The sequence below is a fragment of the Synechococcus sp. BIOS-E4-1 genome (assembly GCF_014279995.1).
Taxonomy (GTDB): Bacteria; Cyanobacteriota; Cyanobacteriia; order PCC-6307; family Cyanobiaceae; genus Synechococcus_C.
Window position 1 is genome coordinate 2,797,112 of the sequence record NZ_CP047935.1, and the last position, 13,934, is coordinate 2,811,045.

Consider the following 13,934-nt stretch of genomic DNA (forward strand, 5'->3'; position numbering starts at 1 on the left):
TCCGATCAGGAACAATCCAATCAGGAATGAGCACCATCCTTGAACTGCAATGACGCGCTGTTGACGCAATAGCGCTGTCCGGTGGGGGCTGGTCCATCGCTGAAGACGTGTCCCAGATGTGAATCGCAGCGTGCACAGAGGATTTCTCTGCGCACCATTCCATGGCTGAAATCTTCCTTGGTGACGATGGCCCCGGAACTGACTCCCTGCCAGAAACTGGGCCAACCGGTACCCGATTCAAATTTGGTGCTGGAGCTGAACAATGGGGTATCGCAGCAAATGCAGTGGTAGGTGCCGTCGCCCTTGTGGTTCCAGTAAGCACCAGTGAAGGCTCGTTCAGTGCCTCCTCGGCGAGCCACCTGGAACTGCTCAGGAGTCAGTTGCCGCTTCCACTCCTCAGGGGAGCGTTCAACGCGATCGCCGCCGGAGGTTGATGAAATGGTCATGCACTGATCGGGGATGCGTATCAAAAGCTAGTCGGAAAGAGCCTTTGGCAGCAGGCACCTCACCTCTTCAGCCAGAGCCGCCACCGCTCCCGGCTGTCCGCGCAGCGCCCTGAGATCCTCACGCTGACCCTGCAGCCGCTCGGGCTGCTGCAACCAGCCCGATGCTTCGGCTGCGATCTGCTCGGGTGTGATGGCGCCTACCCGCTCAGGAACCAGCATCCGACCTGCGGAAATATTCGGCCATGCCAGCAGACCATGGTTTCTCATCCTCCAGGCGCTGAGCAGAAGACCGATCAGTCGCCGCAGTCCAGGCAAGCGGGCCAACAGTCCCATCCAGCCGTCCCAGGCCTGCATCACACCCAGATGCTGGGTGGGCACCAGCACGATCATGGGCACTCCCAGAGCTCCCAGTTCAGCCGTGTTGGCACCCACTGTGGTGAGTGCCAGGGAACATTGACTCAGCACTCCATGGGCAGGCGGGTCCTCCTGAAGATGGATCAGTGTGCCGGCCTCAGTCAGCAATCGCCTCCAGGGCCAGCCATCCCCGGGAGGGAGCACCTCGCTGACACCGGCCGCATAACCCTCCGCGATGCGATTGGCAGGGCCCAGGTAACGGAGAAGGTCCTCAGCACTGGTGGTGGGCGCAACGGGCAAAAGGAATCGACAGCCCGGGCGTTGAGCCCTCAAGCGATCGGCGGTTTCAAACAGAAAAGGAACACCCACGCTGAGTTTGGCTGGCTTGGATCCCGGCAGCAGCGCCACCCATTCCCCTTCAGGCAGAGGATCGCTTGCTCTGGCATGGCTGGACAGGTCGGCCATCAGATCGCCAACAACACGGCAACGCGAACGAAAGCGCTTCGGCAACTGCTGCTGAACCTCTGGTGCCATGGCTGCAATGCGGTCATTCCAACGCGGCCAGCGGGCCACCCATTCGGCATAGGTGATGTGCCGATAGCCAAGCCTTGCTGAGAGCAACACACTCCAGAACTGATCGCCACCGAGAAAGACCACCACTCCTCGGTTTGGCCAGTGGCAGAACCGATCCGGATGAAGCAACACACCCCAGAACTGAGCCGCAGGAATGATGCGATCGAACTGCTGCCAGCGACCGGCAGCCTCGGCCTCCATGCCTGTGGCATTAGGGCATGGGACCAGCACCAGCCTCAGGCTGAGAGGCGAATGCATGGCTCTGGGTCTGAGCAGCAATTGCCGGTGGAGCTGTTCCGCCAGCGGACGAACCCAGGTACTCAGCTCGCCGGGTCCGTTGGAAACGAACACCACCGAGAGCGTTGGATCCGTGGATCGGAGCGTCAAGCGAAACGGATCGGCTTTTGGGAAAAAATGCGGATGGCGAGACTTGAACTCGCAAGGCCGAAGCCACACGCCCCTCAAACGTGCGTGTCTACCAATTCCACCACATCCGCGTGGTCGATTCAGCCCCTCGGGCTTCATCGGGGACCGATCATACCGGCTGGGGTGCCCGTTAATGCCCTGCCCGCAGACCCTGCAGGAAACGGATCAACTCCCATGCACGGACACTGATACGATCCGCCCTGGCCTGGAATCTGCGGGATGCCCATCGGCAAGGTGCTGATCGCCAACCGCGGCGAAATTGCTCTCAGAATCCTGAGAAGCTGCCGGGAGATGGGCATCGCCACGGTGGCGGTTTACAGCACCGTTGATCGCAACGCCCTGCACGTACAACTTGCAGATGAAGCGGTTTGCGTCGGCGAAGGACCCAGCAACCGCAGCTATCTGAACGTTCCCAACATTCTTGCGGCAGCCACTTCCAGAGGTGTTGACGCCATCCATCCCGGATACGGATTTCTAGCCGAAAACGACAAGTTCGCGGAAATGTGCCGCGACCACGGCCTCACCTTTGTCGGACCATCGCCGCACGCGATCCGCTCGATGGGTGATAAGTCCACCGCCAAGACCACCATGCAATCGGTGGGGGTTCCCACCGTTCCCGGCAGCGAAGGGCTGCTTTCAGGAACCAAGGAAGCGGCAGAACTTGCAGCCAGCATGGGCTACCCAGTCATGATCAAGGCCACAGCCGGTGGGGGTGGACGAGGCATGCGCCTCGTCCAGAGCCATGATCAGCTCGATACTCTCTTCAAGGCGGCACAGGGAGAGGCCGAAGCGGCATTCGGCAATCCTGGCCTCTATATGGAGAAATTCATCGACCGCCCGCGTCACGTTGAAGTGCAGGTGTTGGCCGATCGCCATGGCAACGTCGTTCACCTCGGCGAACGCGACTGCTCGATTCAACGCCGCCACCAGAAACTTCTGGAAGAGGCTCCAAGCCCGGCGCTTGACCCTGAGCTGCGTCGACGCATGGGCGAAGCGGCAGTGGCGGCAGCGCGCAGTATCGATTACGAGGGTGCCGGCACGGTCGAGTTCCTGCTGGACCGCAGCGGCGGGTTTTATTTCATGGAGATGAACACCCGCATTCAGGTGGAACACCCTGTCACCGAAATGGTCACAGGCGTTGACCTGATCACTGAGCAACTGCGCATCGCCGGAGGCGAGCCGATCAGCGTTGTTCAGAAAGACATCCAGTTGCGTGGTCATGCGATCGAATGCCGCATCAATGCAGAGGATGCCCGCCACAACTTCCGTCCCGCACCGGGACGGATCACCGGCTGGCTACCCCCAGGAGGTCCTGGAGTGCGCGTCGACAGTCACGTGTACACCGGTTATGACATCCCACCCTTTTACGACTCGCTGATCGGCAAGCTGATTGTTTGGGGAACCGATCGCACCCATGCGTTGTCACGCATGAAGCGTGCCCTCAACGAGTGCGCCGTCACTGGAATCCCCACAACGGTCGACTTCCATCTGGAGATGATCGAGCGGCCGGAATTCATCAACGGCGACGTCCATACAAAATTCGTCGAGCAGGAAATGCTCCCCTGAACCGAGCGCGGACGCTCGCCATTCAAGCGATGGCTTGGGAACGCATCAGGATCTGTGAGAGCACACCCTGCTGGCCGACCAACAGCTCACGCACGAGGCTGACCAGGCCAAGCCAGATGACCGGTGTGACATCCACACCGCCGATCGGTGCCACAACACGGCGAGTGAGAGCCAGAACAGGCTCCGTCAGCCAGATCACCACAGCCCAGACCCCTGATTTGGAGTCAACCTTCGGGTACCAAGTGAGCACGATCCGCATCAGAAACATCAGGCTCCATGCAGCCAGCAGCAGACCCAGGATCAGATGCACTGTCGGCAGAACCTGAAGCAGGGTCGGCGTCACAAAGCTCAAAGCAACGGGATCAGCATCGTAGAAAGTCGCCAACGATCCCTAAGATCGCTGTTGCCTTGCATCCAGGGTTTGGTTCCGGCCCGATCGCTATGACTCCCTCCCTCACCAATTTCCTTCTCAGCCTGGTCGCGGGTGCCGTGATCGTGGTTGTACCAGCTTCCATTGCTCTGTTCCTCTTCAGCCAGACCGACCAGGTGGACCGAAAGCTCTGAAGGACCTGGCGCACTTCGTAAACTTGAATCAACTGTTCCCGGACATAAAAAACCGGTGAACGCACTTCGAGGTCCTGATCGTGGTTAACGCCAGTCTTAATTGGGCCAGCATCGTTGGCATCGTGCTGGCCGTTGGCGGCGCGATGCTCTATTTCATGCGCAGTTTCAAGCCTGCGCTCGCCCGCGATTACGACGTTTTCTTTGCGGCCATCGGCCTGCTGTGCGGCGGAATCCTCTTCTTCCAGGGCTGGAGACTCGATCCGATTCTGCAGTTCGGACAATTTCTGTTGGCCGGCACAACGGTGTTTTTCGCCTACGAAAGCGTCCGCCTGCGAGGAATTTCAGCAGAGCAGGCTCGCCGCTCGGCCTACTTCGATGACGAGCCGCCTGCCAGGGGACAAGCTCCAGGGATGCGTGGCGGATATGACGACTCCTACGACAGCTTCGACGAACCTCAGCCGCTGAGACGCCGCTTTGCAGGACAGGAATTCGACCGCAGTGAAGGTCAGGACGACGACTTCTATCGCCCTCGCCGAAATTCCAGAGCAGCCATTCCTGAACAAGCCGCCAGTCGACGACGCGGCCGCCCTGAAGAACCCTCCAGCTGGAGTCAGGACAGTGAGCAGGACCGCCGCATGGCCCGCTTCGGCAATCGGGACGACGATCGCCCAGCCTCTGGTCCCAGCTTCGGTGATCGCCGCAATCAACGTGAGGATCAGCGACGCGGCAGCAGACCCAGCGCTGCTTCTGCACGCACTGGGTCCCCTTCAACCACCTCCTCGCGTCCAAGCGAAGAACCACAGGGAGGAGTGTCCCGCTCACCTTTTATCAACCGGTCCGCAGCGGCAAATCCGCCTGGAATTCCTCAGGGAACACCGTTCCGCCAGGCTGCTGAAGATGCGGCCTACAGCCCGAGCCGACGTCAACCTGGCCAGGAGTCCCCGCCCAACTCGCGTCCACAGGATTCAGGACGCACCCCTCCCCGCAGTTCGCGTCCACGGGATAACAGCTCCCGCTTCGACGACTGATCCGCTTCCCTGCGCTGCTGCTGGTTGGCCTGTTGATGGTCGGATGTAGCGGCATAACTCAGCGAGCTCCGGGATCCCTTCTGGCTGAGCAGCAGCAGGAGCCCGCTATCAGTGGAGACGGCAGCAAGCTGGCCGTGATTGTTGACCAGCGCGGCAGACCCACCGTGCAGTTGAAGGACCTGCGTGGCGGCGGTCGTCTGCCACTGCGCCATCTGAACCGACAACAGCCCCACAGCTCCCCCTCTCTGAGCTGGAACGGTCGCTATCTGGCCGTGATTGTTCAGCGTGGCAACCGAAGGCTTGTTCTGATCGAAGACCGACTCAGCGGTCGAGCCCATCCGCTTCGCCTTCCCTCAGGTCGTTCTCCCATCCGAGTGAGCCTCGCACCGGATGGCCGTCAGCTGGCAGTCCAGACCGCCGATCGAGGTCGTTGGCAGGTGGAACTGCTTGATCTCAGCGGCCTGCTGGAACCGGATCGCCCCGGCGGACTGCGCAGGTCAACTCCAGCAGAGCCTCAGCCATGACAGTTCACTGGCCACGAATCACGGCACTGCTGTTTGGACTCTGCCTGATGAGCTGTGGTCCATCAGGCCTGCGTCCTGAGCAGGGCATCAACAGCGCACTGCAGCGCAGCGCTGAAAGCAGGCGATGGCCTTCCATGGGCAACCGCTGGTTGGCATCGATCGCCAGTCGCAACGGGCGGGAACGGGTGGAGCTTGTGAATTTGCGCAATGGTCAGCCTGTGCCGCTGCCTGGCATCAATCAGGCGGATGCGCAGCCGATCAGTGTCAGCGTCAGCGCAGATGGCAATCGCATTGCCCTGGTCCGCAGCCGTGATGGACGCACGGAGCTGATGCTCTACCGCCGTGGTGTGGGAATGCTTCAACGCTTACCCCTGGAACCTGCCGGAGTCCCCAGGGAGGTCAGCCTGGATGGATCAGGGCGCCTGCTGGCGGTGCAGGTGAGCCGTCAGGGGCGATGGGACGTGGATCTGATCCGTCTGCCTTGAGCAGCTGGTCCCGCTCAAGGAATCAGACCAGCCCAGTGCAGGAAGGTGTCGCGGCTGAGCGCTTCCACAAGCAGCACCGCAAGAAAGCCGATCATGGCGAAACGACCATTGACACGCTCCGCATAGCCGCTCCAACCGAACGCAGGGACATCACGCGTTGTCGCGGAGGGTGTCTGGTCGGCAAGAGCCTCAGGCTGCTTCGCTGGGTCGGTCTCGGAAGTCATCGGGGATCAGACGCGGCCGAATTCATAGCCTGCCGCGGGGAGCAAACGCCATCCTCCCTTGCCGTCAAGTTCGAGAACCGTGTCGTGGAATTCACGCAGGGTGGGTCTGTGACCGACGCTGATGAATGAGATTTCGCGTCGACAGAGCAGTTCATACAGGTGACGCTCGGTGGAGACGTCGAGAGCGCTGGTTGCCTCATCAAGAACCAGCATGTGGGGAGCATTGAGCAGCAAGCGGGCAAAGGCAAGACGCTGCTGCTCGCCAAGGGACAACAGTCGCGGCCAGTCCTGCTTCACATCCAAATCGGGATAGCGGTTGACCAGATCAGGCAGCCGCACTTCCTGGAGAACGGAACGGAACTGATCATCATCAAAGCGATCAGGCTGGAGCGGATAGGCCAGCTGCTCACGGAGCGAACCCAGCAGCATGTAAGGCTTCTGCGGGATGAAGAGCATGTCGCCAGCGGGAGGACGCTCCAGGTGACCGTCACCACTGACCGGCCAGAGTCCGCTCGCCAGCCGCAGGAATGAGGTCTTGCCGCAGCCGGAAGGACCTACCACCAGGAGCCGTTGGCCAGCCTCCAGGCTGATGCTGAGGTCCTTGATCAGAACGCGGTCGCTCTGAGGTGGCACCAGATCAACATGACTGATCAGCAGCCGATTTGCCTCGACCTGCTGGACGTTGGGCAGGCTGCTGAGTTGATCATCTTCACTGCTGTGGGTGATCTCATCAACTCTGCCCTGGAAGCCCTCCAGACGGGAGATGCTGGCTGAAAAGGCTGCAAGACGATCAATGTTATTGACGATGTAACTGACCGAAAAAAGCACCTGGGAGAAGGCGATGCTGGCCTGTCCAAAAACACCGAAATCAACCTCCTTGGCGAAGTAGATGGGTGCGATCACCAGCCAGGGAAGAAAACGAGAGAAATAGTCGTAGGAACGCTGGATCACACTGATCAGCGCCTCCCAGATGATCAGTCGGTTGTAGTTCGTGATAGCGCCGTCCAGTCGACGATTCGCCTCCTTTCCCTCTTGCTTTTCGCCGCCGTAGAAGGCAATCGACTCGGCGTTGTCCCGAATATGGACTAGGCCGTAACGGAAGTCGGCTTCCAGCTTGAGCTGCTGATAATTCAAGGCCACAAGCTTGCGGCTGGCGTAGACGATCAGGGTGGTTCCAACCACGGAGTACACGATCAGCAACTGGGCAAGACGGCCATTGATGCCCCACAACACAAGAATGAAACTGAAGAAGGTGAGCAGAGCCGTGATCACCTCCACCACCACACTCAAGCTGGTGATCGTGAAACTGCGGGTATCGTCAGCAATCCGCTGGTCCGGATTGTCGATATCGGAAGCGTTCTCATCATTGGGATTGAGAACGTAATAGGCCCGATTGGAGAGATAGCGACCCAGCAGACGTGAGCTGAGCCAGCGCCTCCACATCAGACCCACCTTGGGGATCAGATAGCTCTGTACCGCTCGGATCGGCAGCGCCAGCACCAGACAGAACGCATAGATGGCAACGATGTTCCAGAAACTGGACTCGTCGTAGGCAACCAGTGCGTTCTCGATGTTGCGGGCGATGTAACTGATGCCCACGTTGATGCCGTTGATCACCAGGATCAGCAGAGCAATCACTCCGAGCAGCAGCCACGGAAGCCAGCGCCCCTGACGCAGCTTGCTGCGGAAGGCGATGAAGAAGGCCGCACCGGCCAGAGCGCACGCCGACACCACAGGGCCGATCCAGCCCGACCAGATGGAATGGACAATCTCTTCGACACCGGGAAGAAAGCGTTCCTGCAGTGTCGGAATCAGCTGGTTGCTCAGGGCCACAACAGCTGTGAGCAGCGCCAGCGTGACCCCGATCACTACAAGCAGCAGTGAGAGAACCAACAACAGGAACTGCCAGGTGCGGGTTTCCTCCACAGGGAGGAAATAGGGCTGGGCCAGACGCTGCAACTTGCCCAGCTGCGCGCCCAGTCCCTGGGCAGGACGCCGAGGGGTGGTTGTCATGAGGTCATTCTCACTGAATCTGCATCAACCGGGGGGCCAATCCAGAGCACGACCTCCGATCACATGCACATGCAGGTGAAACACTGTCTGGCCTGCAGCAGCACCACTGTTAATCACCGTTCGCCAGTCCTTCAGTCCCTCTTGCTTAGCCACTCTGGCTGCGATCAGCAGCAGATGTCCCAGCAGAGCGGCATGCTCCTCGCCGACGTCATGAAGGCTCGGGATCGGTTCACGCGGGATCACCAGCACATGAACTGGTGCCTGGGGAGCGATGTCGCGAAAGGCGAGGCAATGCTCATCGCTGTAGACCTCGTCGCAAGGAATCTCACCCCGCAGGATGCGGGAAAAGATTGTGTCCTCGGCCATGGCACTAGGGCTGGGGGGGGGCAGTGAATGGGACAGGCAGGGCATCAGATCCATGCACCGCTCATCACTCCAATGCTGGCACGCTGCCTCAGTGCATCCCTGCTCGGATTCGACGCCATTCCCGTGACCGTTGAGGTGGATCTATTTCCAGGCTTGCCAGGCCTGCAGAGCGCGGTGAGCTGACACCTAAATACTACTTACAATCCAATGAGTGGGAAGGGCGGATTAGTGCGGGTTGCTTTGTATGCCCGTGTGAGCACCGGCAGCGAAGAACAATCTCAAGCGCTCGAGCAGCAACTGGCCCGGCTCGAGGCCTCAGCCGCCAGCCACAACGATCCAGATCCCGAGCGGTTCATCGATATCGCCAGCGGGTCACGGGACGACCGGCCGGAGCTGGCAAGGCTGCTGGCCACCTGCAGCCAGGGGACCATCGGCACGGTGATCGTCACCCGACTGGATCGCCTCAGCAGAAGCAGCGCCCATGGAGCTCAGCTGCTTCGATATTTCAGCGAAGCCAGGACACCGAACCTCATCGCCCTTGACGATTCCATCGACCTGAGCACATCTAGCGGCAGGTTTATGGCGAGGAACTTAATTAGTTGGGCAGAGGCTGAAAGCGATCGGCTAGGCGAGCGCACACGTCATGGCCAGGCCTTTCGCAGAACACAACGGAAGCCCTTCGGATCAGTACCGCTTTGGGGTTATCGCTTCACCGAGAACCGCGATCGCCTGGAGCCAGATCCCGACCTGTTCCCGATCGCCCAGCAGGCGGTTGCCAAATTCCTCGAAGATCCACGCACCAACACCTTGATGACGTGGTTTCACAAGGAACACGGGATCCGCTGGGGGAGCAACTACTCCTTGCGGAGGTGGCTCTGTAACCCAACGCTCACCGGAGCCAGGGCCTATGGCCAGCAGATCAGAGAGGTTGATCCATTGACTGGCCGTAAGCGGAATATCTCAAGACCGCCTGGTGACTATGCCGAGATCCACTGGGCGGATGAAGAGGGCCAACCCTTTCAGACGTCACTGCTGACAAGGGTGCAGCACGCCCGGATCCTGGCGGTGTTCCATGCAAGATCACGACCGAGCACTAGGCCCCTGGCGGAGGGGAACACAAGACCTCTCACCGGACTGATCACCTGCGCCGACTGCGGGCGGAACATCCACCACCATCGGCCGGGCAAAGGTGCGAGTTATTGGTGCATGCGGTGCGTCACGACCGGATGCCCCTCCCAGTACAAAACGCTCCGCGAGCAGGAGATCCGCTTCGCTCTGTTGGCATTCCTGCAGCAACACGCCGAACAGCTGGTCAGACACGTTGACGAGATGAAGGCTCTTCAAGACGGGAAGCTCAGCCCCGAGGCCGAGGCCCTGCGCGAAACAATCATGAAGCTCGAGGCGATGGATGACCCAGACCTTCAGCCAGTCCTCGATAAAAAGAAAGCGGCACTGGCCGTGATGATCGAGTCGGCCGCTGCCGGCGGGGCCGAGGCCGCAGCCTTCCTGGAGCAGGTCAAGACCTTTCAGCTGCCGGAGATAGGCCTGGCCTCTGAGCAGGATCCGGAGAACACCCGGCGGATCCTGAAGCGCTTCATCACCGCCGAGGCCAGGGCCGGTGAGCTCGTGACCATGACCGTGGCGGAATCCATCCGGCGGCCAGGCATGTCGGCGACATTCAACTGTGAGGGCATGGGCCTAGGCCGGAAGCCATCGAATAAAACTCAAACGGCACCAATGCCAGGGAGTCGGAGTTGATTGCTGCCGCTGAACGAGTATTGGCCGGAGTTGCTAGTTGATTGCAGACTTGATTGCTAATTAAGCCCTGACTATCTCTGCTCAACTGCGCTCAATCGTGCCAGGTATTGAAGGCTGATTTATGGGGTCAGTCAGACCATTGAAGCAATAAAAAACCCCTGTCAATGCAGGGGCTTTCGCGGGTGTGTAAAAATGGTTATACCCTCAGTTCCAGGTGTCTACACAGGCAGTTGGCACCGGAATCAGTTGGCACCAACCACCTTCACCAGCAGCTGCGCCCTCCAATTCCTCATCTGAAAGCTCTGTGACTTGAGCGTTCTTCAAGTCTTCAGCAGAAATCATAAAACCAGCCTCTTTCGCAATCGCAAGAACAGCATCAACATCAGCTGCGGCTTTGAGTTTTTCTTGAAGGCTTGAGTCTCCTTTGATTTTTTCGAGGAAAGCTTTGAATTGTTCTTCTGACATAGGTATCAGGAGTCTTTAACGGTTATAGCAACGGTCTACTGCAGCGTCTTTGGCTAATAATTACTGCGCTCAATCGTGCCAGTTATTGAAGGCTAATTTGTGGGCTATTTGGGGTGATTGAAGAAATAAAAAGCCCCTGCCGTTGCAGGGGCTTTGATGAGTAGGCTCAGAATCCATCCACAACCAATCAAAGGCAGCCAGGCTTCATCAACAACACCGTCAGCAATACCCGTACGACTTCCCCAGCAGCATTCTCCATTCGACCCCTCCACCAGCCACGCCTTCCAGCTCCTCTGCAGAAATTTCTGATTGAGCGTTCTTCAAGTCATCAGCAGAGATGCTAAACCCAGCGTCTTTCGCAATCGCAGCAACAGCATCATTGTCAGCCGCTGCTTTGAGCTTTTCCTGAAGGCTGGTGTCGACTTGGACCTTTTCCAGGAAGGCTTTGAGTTGCTCTTCTGCCATGGGTATTGGGAGTCTTTATCGGTTGTAGCAATAATGCCTTGAAGTGTCTTTGGCTAATACTTATTGCGCCCAATCGTGGCAGGCAGTGAAGGCTGGTTTATGGGGTTATTCAGGCTGTTGAAGTAATAAAAATTCCCCATCAATGCAGGGGCTTTGAGTGTGTAAGCTTTGGAAAGTGAGGCAGTTGTGTTCAATCACAGCATTGTGCACCACAGATTGTCAGTGTGTATCAAAACAACATTCTGGAGAGTTACAGCACCTATCGTAACTACTGGTGCTCACAGGATCGTAAGCACCTCCCCCAGAAGCCCTTTCCAGTTCCGCGTCTGACAATTTTGATTGAATATCTTCTGCGGTAATTGCGAACCCAGCTTCTTTTGCAATTGCAGTAACAGCATCGGCATTAGCAGCTGCTTTCAGCTTCTCCTGAAGGCTGGTGTCTGCTTTGACCTTCTGAATGAACGCCTTAAGTTGTTCTTCTGACATGGGTTTCAAGAGTCTTTAACGGTTATAGCAATGTTCTTCTGCAGTGTCTTTGGTTAATACTTACTGCGCTCAATTGTGCCAGGTATTGAAGGCTTATTCATGAGCATTTAGGAGTGATTGAAGCAATAAAAAGCCCCTGCGGTTGCAGGGGCTTTGCAATGAGTAGGTTCTGTAGGCTGTTAATTTTAGTTGGCTGTTAAAATTTTGATTTTATTGTTATTAGGGTATATTGACTGTGATGCATTCCTTGTTCCAAGTTCCCACCCCATCCACGCCTTCCAACTCCTCTGCACTGAGCTGGCTGATATGTTCAGTGCCAAAATTGTGACCGTGCTCCTTGGCAATAGAAACAACATCTTCAGGTGACTTAGCTGCTTTTAGTTTCTCCTGAAGGCTGGAATCGCCTTTGACTTTGGAGAGAAATGCCTTTAGTTGCTCTTCTGACATGGGTGACTGGCCAGTACAGAAGACTTTGCCATGGCCAGCAGCAGCGTCACCCGTACTCAGGGCACCATCCGGCCTGGTCCTGCCAGGTGGGTGACCAGTGGCGGCAACGCTTGAGCAGATGGTCACCTTGCTGGATCTGCTGCTGCCTGAGATTGCAGGCCACCATCGTTCGGCAGTGAGCATCCACGCCATAGGCGAAGTGCTGACAGGTCAGACAGATCCGGGCTCCTTTCCAGTTCTGAAGCTCCCGCTCATCGACAAAATCCCACTCCTCCATCACTCCTCTCTGCTGTAGTACAGCCGTACTAAGACAGGAGGGGAGTGGTGGTCAAGCCCTGCGCTCGGCAGGGCGCCTGATCACTTGCCGCGAGCCTTGTCGGCTCGCTCATTCACCGAGGGGATGATCAGATCTGAAGCCCTGGTGCCATCTCCAGGGCGCGATGGCTGTGGAGAGGGAATGCTGTCCCAGGGATTGCGGGCGGTTTTGGGTTCGGACATTGGTTTAGTGAGAGGGGTTAAGTCCATTCTGACAAGGTTTATATCCCGAATTCAGCCCACCAACTGATGGGCGACTAATGTCAACTGATCATTCCTAAAAAACTCCACCGGACAAGTCATTGTTTTTTGTTGTTTTACTACTGGCACACATACAGGCAGTTCTTATTCCAGCTTGGATTGCAAGTCGTATAAGCTCAAGAAAATCAACAATGCGTACTGTTTTACCAAATGGCGGCATCTCGTTGCTTTTATTTGGCTTTACTTGTTTCAGCATTGCTGCTTTTGCGGAAATGTTGGATCACACAGAAACAAACTGGATCTACATCAATCGTTTAAGTGGTTGGAACGGACTTTTTTATGCAGGCCTTGCAGGAGGCCTGGCGAGCTTGACTGCATCTGTCACTGCAAACAAAATACTCCGAGTGTTGCTCTATGTGCTTGTGATCGCAGGAATTGTGGCATATCCGCTTCTCGGAAAAGGTGTCACAATTTCGCTTCAATCAATCATAACAATCATATTTTTGGCTCAATGGTGGAGACGTTTTCATGATCCAATTCTTTGGATCTATCCGATTTGCGGGGTTGTGCTTACAACGGTTTTTGGAGGCATGCTTAGCTCCAGTGGTAATCAGATATGGCATGTATTTATAGGTCCAGCCGGATCGATCAGTCTGATTACACTTTGGATACTTCTGAATCGCGCTGAAAGGAAACAAAATTTCTCTAATTGAATACACAAACAACAATCAGAGAGAAGCTGGAATGACGCCGCATTTACATCGTGGATGGAGGGGCGAGGCATAAGGCCTAGACCTCAGGCCAAGCGCCGGAGCAAGGAGCGGGCGAGCAGAACAGCGTCACCGGCCCTGAGCACGACCGGATCACCTGGTGAGGCTGTTGATGGAGTCTTCTCAAGCGCAGTCCTCAGCCGCTCGAGTGAGGTGAGGTTCATCGCTGCTCTGAGGTGGTGGTTCTCCTCTGAGAGGCGAGTGGTCCAGTTCAGGTCGGCATCACACTCAACATGATCAATTCCGACAACAACATCCCAGAGAGTGTCGATCGGGATTGAAGGCTGATTCTGTTCATTTTCAGATGCAGTGTCTGACATGGGCACCCACCATTTCTGACTTAAAATATAAATACCGCAAAAGGCGAAGATGACCCACGGACTTTCCTCAAACATCTCTTGCTTAAAGAGATGGGCTCAGCACAATCCTGAACTTCCGATGCCAGAGGACTGGTCCAC

Annotated in this window: 21 protein-coding genes and 1 tRNA gene; 8 read left to right on the forward strand and 14 right to left on the reverse strand. The window is 57.2% G+C overall.

Annotated features, from left to right (window positions below):
• Positions 1 to 20 precede the first annotated feature (20 nt).
• The 3 genes from msrB to SynBIOSE41_RS15350 form a co-directional block, all read right to left on the reverse strand.
• Entirely contained in the window at positions 21 to 446 is a 426-nt protein-coding gene (gene msrB, locus SynBIOSE41_RS15340) for a peptide-methionine (R)-S-oxide reductase MsrB (protein ID WP_186538744.1), read from the reverse strand.
• A 27-nt stretch (positions 447 to 473) separates the two neighbouring features.
• On the reverse strand, positions 474 to 1,760 hold the full coding sequence (locus SynBIOSE41_RS15345) for a glycosyl transferase (protein WP_186538746.1): 1,287 nt from the start codon (positions 1,758 to 1,760) through the stop codon (positions 474 to 476).
• A gap of 28 nt (positions 1,761 to 1,788) precedes the next feature.
• Positions 1,789 to 1,870, reverse strand: a tRNA-Leu gene (locus tag SynBIOSE41_RS15350).
• A gap of 148 nt (positions 1,871 to 2,018) precedes the next feature.
• Between SynBIOSE41_RS15350 and accC the strand changes: the two genes are divergently transcribed.
• Positions 2,019 to 3,365 (forward strand): acetyl-CoA carboxylase biotin carboxylase subunit, encoded by a 1,347-nt coding sequence (accC, locus tag SynBIOSE41_RS15355; protein WP_066910857.1) that lies wholly within the window; start codon positions 2,019 to 2,021, stop codon positions 3,363 to 3,365.
• Between the two features lie 22 nt (positions 3,366 to 3,387).
• On the opposite strand, the gene SynBIOSE41_RS15360 is transcribed toward accC, so the two are convergent.
• Complete coding sequence (locus SynBIOSE41_RS15360) at positions 3,388 to 3,717, reverse strand: YggT family protein (protein ID WP_074159371.1); 330 nt, start codon at positions 3,715 to 3,717, stop codon at positions 3,388 to 3,390.
• Between the two features lie 89 nt (positions 3,718 to 3,806).
• On the opposite strand from SynBIOSE41_RS15360, the gene psbX reads away from it, so the two are divergent.
• The 4 genes from psbX (at position 3,807) to SynBIOSE41_RS15380 (ending at position 5,966) form a co-directional block, all read left to right on the forward strand.
• Positions 3,807 to 3,929 carry a photosystem II reaction center X protein gene (gene psbX / locus SynBIOSE41_RS15365; protein WP_066910860.1) on the forward strand — a complete coding sequence of 41 codons (123 nt, stop codon included), beginning with the start codon at positions 3,807 to 3,809 and terminating at the stop codon, positions 3,927 to 3,929.
• Between the two features lie 80 nt (positions 3,930 to 4,009).
• The gene (locus SynBIOSE41_RS15370) at positions 4,010 to 4,957 is read left to right on the forward strand and encodes a Ycf66 family protein (RefSeq protein ID WP_186538747.1); all 948 of its coding nucleotides are present in this window, start codon (positions 4,010 to 4,012) and stop codon (positions 4,955 to 4,957) included.
• A 35-nt stretch (positions 4,958 to 4,992) separates the two neighbouring features.
• Positions 4,993 to 5,481, forward strand: coding sequence for a Tol biopolymer transporter periplasmic protein (locus SynBIOSE41_RS15375; RefSeq protein WP_186538749.1), 489 nt, complete (start codon positions 4,993 to 4,995; stop codon positions 5,479 to 5,481).
• A gap of 47 nt (positions 5,482 to 5,528) precedes the next feature.
• Complete coding sequence (locus SynBIOSE41_RS15380; protein WP_370594244.1) at positions 5,529 to 5,966, forward strand: TolB family protein; 438 nt, start codon at positions 5,529 to 5,531, stop codon at positions 5,964 to 5,966.
• Positions 5,967 to 5,980: 14 nt separating this feature from the next.
• Here SynBIOSE41_RS15380 and SynBIOSE41_RS15385 read toward each other — a convergent pair whose 3' ends face one another.
• The 3 genes from SynBIOSE41_RS15385 to SynBIOSE41_RS15395 are packed head-to-tail and all read right to left on the reverse strand — an operon-like array spanning position 5,981 to position 8,569.
• The gene (locus tag SynBIOSE41_RS15385) at positions 5,981 to 6,190 is read right to left on the reverse strand and encodes a chlorophyll a/b-binding protein (protein WP_186538753.1); all 210 of its coding nucleotides are present in this window, start codon (positions 6,188 to 6,190) and stop codon (positions 5,981 to 5,983) included.
• 6 nt (positions 6,191 to 6,196) lie between these two features.
• Positions 6,197 to 8,203 (reverse strand): ABC transporter ATP-binding protein/permease, encoded by a 2,007-nt coding sequence (locus SynBIOSE41_RS15390; RefSeq protein WP_186538754.1) that lies wholly within the window; start codon positions 8,201 to 8,203, stop codon positions 6,197 to 6,199.
• A gap of 24 nt (positions 8,204 to 8,227) precedes the next feature.
• Positions 8,228 to 8,569 (reverse strand): histidine triad nucleotide-binding protein, encoded by a 342-nt coding sequence (locus SynBIOSE41_RS15395; RefSeq protein ID WP_186538756.1) that lies wholly within the window; start codon positions 8,567 to 8,569, stop codon positions 8,228 to 8,230.
• Between the two features lie 27 nt (positions 8,570 to 8,596).
• Here SynBIOSE41_RS15395 and SynBIOSE41_RS15400 point away from each other — a divergent pair, with 27 nt between their 5' ends.
• Positions 8,597 to 8,752 (forward strand): hypothetical protein, encoded by a 156-nt coding sequence (locus tag SynBIOSE41_RS15400; protein WP_186538758.1) that lies wholly within the window; start codon positions 8,597 to 8,599, stop codon positions 8,750 to 8,752.
• Positions 8,753 to 8,776: 24 nt separating this feature from the next.
• Positions 8,777 to 10,327 carry a recombinase family protein gene (locus tag SynBIOSE41_RS15405; RefSeq protein WP_222930554.1) on the forward strand — a complete coding sequence of 517 codons (1,551 nt, stop codon included), beginning with the start codon at positions 8,777 to 8,779 and terminating at the stop codon, positions 10,325 to 10,327.
• A 204-nt stretch (positions 10,328 to 10,531) separates the two neighbouring features.
• Here SynBIOSE41_RS15405 and SynBIOSE41_RS15410 read toward each other — a convergent pair whose 3' ends face one another.
• The 6 genes from SynBIOSE41_RS15410 to SynBIOSE41_RS15435 all read right to left on the reverse strand — a co-directional run bounded on the left by SynBIOSE41_RS15410 (position 10,532) and on the right by SynBIOSE41_RS15435 (position 12,688).
• Positions 10,532 to 10,792 (reverse strand): Nif11-like leader peptide family natural product precursor, encoded by a 261-nt coding sequence (locus tag SynBIOSE41_RS15410; RefSeq protein ID WP_186538762.1) that lies wholly within the window; start codon positions 10,790 to 10,792, stop codon positions 10,532 to 10,534.
• A 219-nt stretch (positions 10,793 to 11,011) separates the two neighbouring features.
• Positions 11,012 to 11,257, reverse strand: a complete 246-nt coding sequence (locus tag SynBIOSE41_RS15415; RefSeq protein WP_186538763.1) for a Nif11-like leader peptide family natural product precursor — start codon at positions 11,255 to 11,257, stop codon at positions 11,012 to 11,014.
• A 219-nt stretch (positions 11,258 to 11,476) separates the two neighbouring features.
• Positions 11,477 to 11,743: a Nif11-like leader peptide family natural product precursor gene (locus SynBIOSE41_RS15420; RefSeq protein WP_186538765.1), complete on the reverse strand. Its 267-nt coding sequence runs from the start codon at positions 11,741 to 11,743 to the stop codon at positions 11,477 to 11,479.
• A 219-nt stretch (positions 11,744 to 11,962) separates the two neighbouring features.
• The gene (locus tag SynBIOSE41_RS15425) at positions 11,963 to 12,190 is read right to left on the reverse strand and encodes a Nif11-like leader peptide family natural product precursor (protein WP_186538767.1); all 228 of its coding nucleotides are present in this window, start codon (positions 12,188 to 12,190) and stop codon (positions 11,963 to 11,965) included.
• A gap of 46 nt (positions 12,191 to 12,236) precedes the next feature.
• On the reverse strand, positions 12,237 to 12,467 hold the full coding sequence (locus tag SynBIOSE41_RS15430; protein WP_186538769.1) for a hypothetical protein: 231 nt from the start codon (positions 12,465 to 12,467) through the stop codon (positions 12,237 to 12,239).
• 80 nt (positions 12,468 to 12,547) lie between these two features.
• Positions 12,548 to 12,688 (reverse strand): hypothetical protein, encoded by a 141-nt coding sequence (locus SynBIOSE41_RS15435; RefSeq protein WP_186538771.1) that lies wholly within the window; start codon positions 12,686 to 12,688, stop codon positions 12,548 to 12,550.
• 119 nt (positions 12,689 to 12,807) lie between these two features.
• Between SynBIOSE41_RS15435 and SynBIOSE41_RS15440 the strand changes: the two genes are divergently transcribed.
• Complete coding sequence (locus SynBIOSE41_RS15440; protein WP_255475828.1) at positions 12,808 to 13,419, forward strand: hypothetical protein; 612 nt, start codon at positions 12,808 to 12,810, stop codon at positions 13,417 to 13,419.
• 83 nt (positions 13,420 to 13,502) lie between these two features.
• Here the strand turns inward: SynBIOSE41_RS15440 and SynBIOSE41_RS15445 are convergent, their stop codons facing one another.
• Positions 13,503 to 13,796 carry a hypothetical protein gene (locus tag SynBIOSE41_RS15445; protein WP_186538772.1) on the reverse strand — a complete coding sequence of 98 codons (294 nt, stop codon included), beginning with the start codon at positions 13,794 to 13,796 and terminating at the stop codon, positions 13,503 to 13,505.
• Positions 13,797 to 13,934: the final 138 nt, after the last annotated feature.

Excerpts from the sequence above, each read along its gene's own strand:
- msrB (WP_186538744.1), bottom strand. The coding sequence starts at position 446 with ATGACCATTTCATCAACCTCCGGCGGCGATCGCGTTGAACGCTCCCCT.
- accC (WP_066910857.1), top strand. The coding sequence starts at position 2,019 with ATGCCCATCGGCAAGGTGCTGATCGCCAACCGCGGCGAAATTGCTCTC.
- psbX (WP_066910860.1), top strand. The coding sequence starts at position 3,807 with ATGACTCCCTCCCTCACCAATTTCCTTCTCAGCCTGGTCGCGGGTGCC.
- SynBIOSE41_RS15375 (WP_186538749.1), top strand. The coding sequence starts at position 4,993 with ATGGTCGGATGTAGCGGCATAACTCAGCGAGCTCCGGGATCCCTTCTG.
- SynBIOSE41_RS15380 (WP_370594244.1), top strand. The coding sequence starts at position 5,529 with ATGAGCTGTGGTCCATCAGGCCTGCGTCCTGAGCAGGGCATCAACAGC.
- SynBIOSE41_RS15385 (WP_186538753.1), bottom strand. The coding sequence starts at position 6,190 with ATGACTTCCGAGACCGACCCAGCGAAGCAGCCTGAGGCTCTTGCCGAC.
- SynBIOSE41_RS15390 (WP_186538754.1), bottom strand. The coding sequence starts at position 8,203 with ATGACAACCACCCCTCGGCGTCCTGCCCAGGGACTGGGCGCGCAGCTG.
- SynBIOSE41_RS15395 (WP_186538756.1), bottom strand. The coding sequence starts at position 8,569 with ATGGCCGAGGACACAATCTTTTCCCGCATCCTGCGGGGTGAGATTCCT.
- SynBIOSE41_RS15400 (WP_186538758.1), top strand. The coding sequence starts at position 8,597 with ATGGGACAGGCAGGGCATCAGATCCATGCACCGCTCATCACTCCAATG.
- SynBIOSE41_RS15405 (WP_222930554.1), top strand. The coding sequence starts at position 8,777 with ATGAGTGGGAAGGGCGGATTAGTGCGGGTTGCTTTGTATGCCCGTGTG.
- SynBIOSE41_RS15410 (WP_186538762.1), bottom strand. The coding sequence starts at position 10,792 with ATGTCAGAAGAACAATTCAAAGCTTTCCTCGAAAAAATCAAAGGAGAC.
- SynBIOSE41_RS15415 (WP_186538763.1), bottom strand. The coding sequence starts at position 11,257 with ATGGCAGAAGAGCAACTCAAAGCCTTCCTGGAAAAGGTCCAAGTCGAC.
- SynBIOSE41_RS15420 (WP_186538765.1), bottom strand. The coding sequence starts at position 11,743 with ATGTCAGAAGAACAACTTAAGGCGTTCATTCAGAAGGTCAAAGCAGAC.
- SynBIOSE41_RS15425 (WP_186538767.1), bottom strand. The coding sequence starts at position 12,190 with ATGTCAGAAGAGCAACTAAAGGCATTTCTCTCCAAAGTCAAAGGCGAT.
- SynBIOSE41_RS15430 (WP_186538769.1), bottom strand. The coding sequence starts at position 12,467 with ATGGAGGAGTGGGATTTTGTCGATGAGCGGGAGCTTCAGAACTGGAAA.
- SynBIOSE41_RS15435 (WP_186538771.1), bottom strand. The coding sequence starts at position 12,688 with ATGTCCGAACCCAAAACCGCCCGCAATCCCTGGGACAGCATTCCCTCT.
- SynBIOSE41_RS15445 (WP_186538772.1), bottom strand. The coding sequence starts at position 13,796 with ATGTCAGACACTGCATCTGAAAATGAACAGAATCAGCCTTCAATCCCG.